Genomic DNA, 6,251 nt, shown 5'->3' on the forward strand with positions numbered 1-6,251 from the left:
GGTGACGACGTAGCGATCGCGTCCGCGTGCGCTCAGGGTCACCAGGCTGGCCCGGCGATCGGTGGGATCGGTGGCGCGTTCCACCAGCCCCTCGGTGGCCAGTGCGGCGACCTGGCGGCTCACCGTCGAGATGTCGAGGGCGAACACCGCGCCGAGGGTGGTCAACCGTACCGAGCCGTGGTCGTACAGATAGCTGAGAAGCAGATAGGCGGAACGGTCGAGAGGCGGGCCGGAGCCGTCCGCGATGGCCATGCGGAACCGTTCGGCCCGGCGGCCGAGCACGGCCAGCTCATGCTCGATCTTCTCCAGCGCCCGATGATCGAGTGCTTGTTCATTGTCCACCTCGGCCTCATCCCTACGCCATGTCATCCGTCCGCGGCGTCTCGGATCTCTACAGATTCTTGTGGATACACCATCGGCACGAAGCGGGTGTCCTGGGGCCGCCGCGACGGATCCGTGGAGCGGCCGCTGGCGCCTGGCCGCGTCCGCCCGGCTGGTTGCCGTTGGCGTCAACCCGCACGGGTGTGTGCCAGACCACGGCTGTGGTGCCCGACTCGTCCACGCCACGTGTCGAATCTGCCGAATCAACGGCTCTCGGTGTGGTTCGGTTGTCTGGTGGCGTCGAATCCGCTCAAAGCCGGGAAAGAGCTGTGGAGCAAGAACCGTCGACGGGTGCTGGTGGCCGCTGGCGTGGTCGTCGTTGCCCTCGCCTACGGGCATCACTCACCCGAGGTGAAGACCGAGCGCGCCGAGATTCCGGCGGGCTACGAGTCCGCGGGCCGGGAGCTTGCGGTCCACGCCGAGGCCAAGCCCGAGAAGCCGGTGCCGCTGCTCCTCGTCCTGCATGACGACGAGAGTGACGCGGCGACGATCGAGAAGGACAGTAAGGTGTCCGCGCTTGCTGATCAACAGAAGTTCGCTCTGGTGTATCCGGAGGCGGTGGCCAGTACCTGGCAGACCAACGGTCAGGACGCGCGGTATCTGTGGGACGTGGTCCGTTACGTCGCCAAGGAGCGATCGAACATCGATATGTCCCGGATCTACATCTGGGGTGCGGGAGAGGGCGGCCGCCTCGCGCTCACGGTGGCCTGCGGCCCGCTCGACCCCGCCCAGCAGCCACTGTTCACGGCGGTCGGGACGGTGAACACGGTCGGGCCGCTCCCCGCGTGTCCTTCACGGGTCCATGTCAAGCCAGTGGCTCTTGCGCCAGGGCGGAAATGGAACGAAGCCACGACCAGCGAGCTGTGGAAATTCTCAAAGGACATCAAGGGCTAAGCGGTCGCCGCTCCCTGATCGAACGCCCTATTGCCGGTCACTCTAAGCGGCCACCGAAGGCCACGCGATGATGGTGTTTTCGCGTGGCCTTCGGTCTGAAGCGAGCTGGAGATCCCGGCAATTTGTGGATCAATCCTCGACCCGCCTCGTCGGCTGTCGTTGAGAGGGCTCCCGCCGGTCGGCTTGGCCGGGGGGGTGGCACGGCCGACCAGCGGGAGCCCAGGACCTCCGCCGGCCAAGCGCACTGTGGGGGGGGTTCAGTGCGAAAGGCCGGGGAAGCCCGTGTTCCGCCGGGCATTGCGAGCCGGGGGGGTTGGCTCGATCCGACCAGCGGAAGTCTTTGGAGACATCCAGTTGTGGTTTGGGACCGCCAGACCGGTGTTTATATCGACAACACCGATCTGGCGGTGAGGTTCACGCGTGACCGGAGGGGGAGGACACGCGTGAACCCGCTATATGTTTTTCAGAGGCTGACTGCGTCAGTCATATCAGTGAGATGAAGGAGTCAACGAGCGAGGCCGCTGGCCGCTAACTGACCCGGCCGACTGAGTATGACGTGGTGTAGATATCTCTGAGCGAAACGACTTCACCGGACTTTGGTGCCGCCCACATCTTGCCACCGCCGGCATAGATGCCGATGTGGTAGATGTTTCCCGGCGTACCAAAGAAGATGAGGTCGCCGACCTGCTTATTGTACTGCGACACATGGGCCGTGGCTTCGTACTGTTCTTCCGCGGTGCGGGGGAGACTGCGGCCGAGCTGTTTGAAAACATACTGAACCAGGCCGGAACAGTCGAAGGAGTAGGGGCCCTCCGCACCATACACGTAAGGCTTGCCGGCTTGCTGCGCGGCCAGATAGACAGCTCTTTCACCGAGCGATCCGACTGGCATCGTAGCATCCGCTGTATCGGAGGTGGATACCCGAAACGCGGCAGCAGCGGCCGAGCCGGCGGCCTGCGCCGGAGGCGCGGGGACCGGACTGGGCACCACCGTCATAGTACCAACGTTCGAGGAGCGAGCCGACTGCAGGGCATCCGTTCCGTCGAAGATAGCAGTGATCTGTGTGGTGGTGAGAACCTTGGCAGTGTAGCTCGCAAAGCCCTGCTCGTTAGTATACAGGTGCTTGAATGTTGCCCAGCCGTCAGGCAGCTTTACCTGAATTTTGATGAGCTGGTTTGACAGCGGCGCGTGGGTCGTCCCGTCCTCGAGGGAGAAGCCCATGTCAATGGGCTGGTCGGCCTGTACTGACACGTCCGGATTAGTGACCCTGAGCGCGACACCTGACTTGGGGTGCAGGTCAGCCTGATCGATCACATGGCTGGTGATGGACCCGGGGCCAACCGAGGTGGCCGGGTTGATAACGGACGTGCGCAGACCGGCGAGTGACGCCTGGCTTCCGAACTGAGAGCCAAGGGTGATCCGGGAACTGACCGAAGTCTCGTCCATCCCTGAGTCGGTCGGGGCGCAGCCGGCCAGCGCGACGCCTGACACCGCAACCGTGCCGGTTGTCATCGCCGCGACCGCGGCACGTGCCCGGACGCGGCCGGGGGCCGACGGCGGAGCGGGCGCGCGGTGCCTGCCGCGGGCTGGACGCCCAGGTGTCTCGGCCTGAGGTCGCAGCGAGGACAGCGACGCCGTCGGCGACGAACATGGCCATATTGCCGGATCAAGCTGCACATCGGGCGCAGACAAGACTGTGATCCTTCCCGTTCGCCTGCGAGGTGAGCTGTCGGGTTCGGGCTGGGCTGCCCGGTGGGCCGTGCGACCAGCACACGACTCACTTCACCCCTAGGTCGGCACCGTGGCTCGGTGCCAAACCGGTGGAGGATGGGTCCCCCGCTCCTGCCCTGGTGACGACTCGGAGGGGACACCGGGGCCGTGGGCAGGATTCGGCGTTCGGCCCGGTGTTGTCGTGACGTCGGCGCGAGACTAGTTCAAAAGGATGGTGCCAGCAAATACTAGTCCCTCACAACTACGGCGAGTACTCGCAGAAGTGACCATAGCGGTTCCTCTCATCCTCCTTGCCGATCACTCGCCGCTCTATCTTGATCTGCTGGCCACTGCGACAGGTCGCCCAGACGGAGGCTTGCCATGCCATGACCCACAGGATGCGGAAGATGACATTACGCCATAGCGGTGACGGTCCGGCGACGGGGGGGTGCTTGAGTGCCGACAGCTATATATCGCTGACATGTAGTAGCGAAAATTGTCTTAATGAATAGGCTCGCTAGATTACGCACTGTGTCAGCCGTTATGGGATTTCCCGCTCCGAAATCCGCTGTGCGAGAGGATGTCCGCGGCCTGGGACGGGTCGGCGTCAGCGGCGCCGGGCGCGGGTGTCGCGGCGGGAGAGCAGGCCCGCGGTCTGCAGGACGTGCAGTTCGACCGCGAGTTCGTGAATCTCCGGGGGCAGGGAGCGGTACTGGCCGGACAGGGCCTCGACGGCCGCCTGTGCGCGGTCCGCGAGATCGTCCAGCGCCCGCTGATGGGTGCGCATCTGCGCTCGCTCGTCCTGGATCGCGCGGACCGTCTCCTCCTGCCACCGCCGGGTGCGCATCAGGCGCTCGCTGGCGTCGGCGGCCTGCCGCTCGGCATCCTCCAGCCGCCCAAGGATCTGATCGAGCTGCTCCAGTCTTGTCGCCAGCTCGGCGATAAGATCGTTACGGACCGGGTATGTCGGCTGGGTCATCGGATCGCGTCGCGGATGTCGCGGATGTCGCGGTCGACGTCACAGGTGATGGTGTGGATACGGCGGGGGGCGTCGTCATTGCCACCCACGCCCGCGTTGCGACTGAGAACGGATTGTAACCGTACGCTGCCGCTAGCCCGCGGCTGGGACGGCAGTTGACTGTGAACTCCCGCACGAAGGCCTGACACAGGCGATTACGGTAGCCGACAGCGTGGTCTCCGTGAATCCCGCTGTCGGGTGATATGTCGTTGTTCCTAGTATGAAATAGCTATCGAACGAAGCCGCGGTGCGGTCCTGCTGGGTACGGTATAGTCCTGACGGGCGGTATCCCAGCCGGGTCGGCGGGGCCGCGCCGTGGTAATTCCCATGGCCCGGCCTGTGGCACTGGTTGTGCCAGTTGTGCTGGCTCGAACGGAGGCCACCCGCGTCTGGCGGGAGCTTCGCGGCGCGGCCAGCTCGGTGGATAATTTGCCTGGTATTGTGGCGCCTTCAACACCCTGCTCAATTTTTACACACGGGACGCCACGAAACATGAGTTCGGTCGGTTTTTGGGCGTCAGCCACGCAAAAAATGATGATCGCGGCCTTCTGCTATACCGGTCAGCTCGTCGGTGTATCGGCTCCACCGGCGAGCTGACCGGACCGGCCGCGAAAGCCAGCAGCAATATTCACGAGCGTCCATCATGCTATCAGTTGATATTTGAGCGTACCACGGTACGAGGCTACAGCCAGCCATTCCGTTTGAAGGCTCGGTGCAGGGTGAAGCAGATTGCCGCCATCAAGCAGAGAGCAGCGGGATATCCCCACGGCTGCCGCAGTTCGGGCATGTGCTCGAAATTCATCCCGTAAATGGCGGCAACCGCTGTCGGAACCGCGGCGATGGCGACCCAGGCACTGATGCGGCGCATGTCCTCGTTTTGCGCGATGGCCACCTGTGTCAAGGTCGCCTGAATAATTGACGACAGCAGCTCGTCGAATCGAGCTATTCGTTCGGTGACCTGTTCGAGGTGGTCGGCCACGTCACGGAAGTATTCCTGAATGCGCGGGGCAATCCCGCCGACGTCCGGTTCGGTGAGCGCTCGCAGCGGAGCGGCGAGTGGCGTGACAGCGTGCTTGAGCTCAAGCACCTCACGTTTGAGCTGGTAAACTTTACTGGCATCGGGCGGAATCGATCGGTGAAAGACCGATCCCTCGGCGTCGTCGATGTCGATTTCAATCTTCTCGGTAACCGCCAGGTAATCGTCGACAATCTGGTCGCAGATAGCGTGGAGGACAGCCGACGGTCCGTGGCGGAGCATTTCCGGGTGCGCTTCCAGCCGGCTGCGCAGGGCTTGGAGCCCGCCATGTTCCCCATGCCGGACCGTGACTACGAAATCCTGGCCGAGAAACACCATGACCTCGCCGGTGTTGACGATCTCCGATGTCGAGGTCAGCTCCTCGTGTTCCACGTAACAGGCGGTCTTGAGGACGACGAAAAGGGTCTCCCCGTATCGCTCCAGTTTCGGCCGTTGATGGGCGGTGACGGCGTCCTCGACCGCGAGCGGATGCAGCCCGTAGACATCGGCGATATTGGACAGTTCCGTCGTGCTCGGTTCGTACAGGCCGAGCCAGGCAAAACTGCCGCGGTGATCCCGGGCAACACGCAGCGCATCGGTATGGTGGATCGATCGCGGATCGCGGTAGCCGTCCCGGTATATGTGACACGCGATCACTCGGCCGGGCGGTGTCGAAGGACTCTCCGGGCGTATGCGGCGGCGTTTGGGGACCATCCGGACCAGTGACACGGGCTTGCTCAGGGCGCCGGCCAGCCATCCTGCCGCGGTTGACGGATGGCTGGCGGCAGCCTGTGCGAACGGAAGCTGCCCGTTGTGCCGATTACCGCTGTCGTCAGCAGACTCCTTGTTGTTCATTTCCGGATCATCCTGTTCATGTCCTTCGCTTAATTGTTATGCGGTCGATAGTTATGCCGGTCTGGCTTTTTTGGGTACCAGTGTTTCGGGCGGGCGCTGGCGCGCATCGCCGTGCGGTCGAACGGTGCTTCGCTGGCTGGCGCCACGGCATTGAGTAACCATCCTGTTCCAATCGGTCGCGGCTGGACTTTTTGTGGCCTTCTTGTCAGTACTTCTACCCGTACCTGCCTGATCCTCGTTACCGGCGGGGGTGCTCGACGAGCCCTTCTCCGATCATGCCCCGCTGAGAGCGTGTGGGAGATCAGGCTTTCGATCAGTGAGCCGCGTCCAGGCGGCCCCTGGCAAGGCGGGAGGCCGAAGCGATACCGGATGAGTTGT

The 6,251-nt window shown here is 63.7% G+C and carries 5 protein-coding genes and 1 riboswitch; of the genes, 1 reads left to right on the plus strand and 4 read right to left on the minus strand.

Features of this window, described 5'->3' with window-relative positions; translation table 11 throughout:
• Positions 1-342: MarR family winged helix-turn-helix transcriptional regulator (locus MJ783_RS06140; protein ID WP_239309019.1), on the minus strand; the 342-nt coding region annotated here is incomplete at its 3' end.
• Between the two features lie 273 nt (positions 343-615).
• On the opposite strand from MJ783_RS06140, the gene MJ783_RS06145 reads away from it, so the two are divergent.
• Positions 616-1,275, plus strand: a complete 660-nt coding sequence (locus MJ783_RS06145; RefSeq protein WP_239309021.1) for a plasmid partitioning protein — start codon at positions 616-618, stop codon at positions 1,273-1,275.
• A 528-nt stretch (positions 1,276-1,803) separates the two neighbouring features.
• Here the strand turns inward: MJ783_RS06145 and MJ783_RS06150 are convergent.
• The 3 genes from MJ783_RS06150 to corA all read right to left on the minus strand — a co-directional run bounded on the left by MJ783_RS06150 (position 1,804) and on the right by corA (position 5,873).
• Positions 1,804-2,787 (minus strand): C40 family peptidase, encoded by a 984-nt coding sequence (locus MJ783_RS06150; RefSeq protein ID WP_239309022.1) that lies wholly within the window; start codon positions 2,785-2,787, stop codon positions 1,804-1,806.
• A gap of 185 nt (positions 2,788-2,972) precedes the next feature.
• Positions 2,973-3,144: riboswitch (cyclic di-AMP (ydaO/yuaA leader) on the minus strand.
• A 448-nt stretch (positions 3,145-3,592) separates the two neighbouring features.
• Positions 3,593-3,964 carry a hypothetical protein gene (locus MJ783_RS06155; RefSeq protein ID WP_239309024.1) on the minus strand — a complete coding sequence of 124 codons (372 nt, stop codon included), beginning with the start codon at positions 3,962-3,964 and terminating at the stop codon, positions 3,593-3,595.
• A gap of 721 nt (positions 3,965-4,685) precedes the next feature.
• Entirely contained in the window at positions 4,686-5,873 is a 1,188-nt protein-coding gene (gene corA / locus MJ783_RS06160) for a magnesium/cobalt transporter CorA (protein ID WP_239309025.1), read from the minus strand.
• Positions 5,874-6,251 lie beyond the last annotated feature (378 nt).

The sequence above is a fragment of the Protofrankia sp. Cj3 genome (assembly GCF_917627355.1).
GTDB lineage: Bacteria > Actinomycetota > Actinomycetes > Frankiales > Frankiaceae > Protofrankia.

Excerpts from the sequence above, each read along its gene's own strand:
- corA (WP_239309025.1), bottom strand. The coding sequence starts at position 5,873 with ATGAACAACAAGGAGTCTGCTGACGACAGCGGTAATCGGCACAACGGG.
- MJ783_RS06150 (WP_239309022.1), bottom strand. The coding sequence starts at position 2,787 with ATGACAACCGGCACGGTTGCGGTGTCAGGCGTCGCGCTGGCCGGCTGC.
- MJ783_RS06155 (WP_239309024.1), bottom strand. The coding sequence starts at position 3,964 with ATGACCCAGCCGACATACCCGGTCCGTAACGATCTTATCGCCGAGCTG.